The organism is Streptomyces sp. SID12501 (assembly GCF_010550245.1).
Taxonomy (GTDB): domain Bacteria; phylum Actinomycetota; class Actinomycetes; order Streptomycetales; family Streptomycetaceae; genus Streptomyces.
Genome location: NZ_JAAGLU010000375.1, coordinates 1 through 540, shown reverse-complemented (window position 1 = coordinate 540; position 540 = coordinate 1). Strand labels below are relative to the sequence as shown.

Here is a 540-nt window from a genome sequence, read left to right as displayed (position 1 = left end):
AGTCGTACACCTACCGGGTCACCGCCACCGACGCGGCGGGCAACACCAGCGCCCTGTCTGCGACGGCGGCGGTGACGGTCCCGACGTCGGCGGAGGCGTACCCGAGCCGGGTCCGCGCGGACGGCGCCCAGCTGTACTGGCGCTACGACGAATCGGCCGCGCCCTACGTGGCGGACTCCTCGGACGGCGGCAACCAGGCCGGCGTGCACCTGAACGGGCCGGCCCTGCGCCAGACGCCGGCCGCGGTGACCGGCGCGAGCACGGCGATCGGCTTCAACGGCACGAACGCCCAGGTGCACGGCGAACAGCGGCAGTCGGTCGGCAGCACGTACAGCGTGGAGACCTGGTTCAGGACGAACACCACCCGCGGCGGCAAGCTCGTGGGCTTCGGCAACCAACAGATCAACGGCAGCGGCCAGTACGACAAGCACGTCTACATGACCAATGACGGCCGGCTGGTCTTCGGCGTGTACACGGGCGCCACCCGCACCATCACCACCCCCGGCGCCTACAACGACGACCAGTGGCACCACGTCGTCG

The 540-nt window shown here is 70.9% G+C and carries 1 protein-coding gene; it reads left to right on the top strand.

Annotation, left to right across the window (positions count from 1 at the left end; all coding sequences use genetic code 11):
* On the top strand, positions 1-540 hold a 540-nt coding region (locus G3I71_RS46315), incomplete at both ends, for a LamG-like jellyroll fold domain-containing protein (RefSeq protein WP_343243295.1).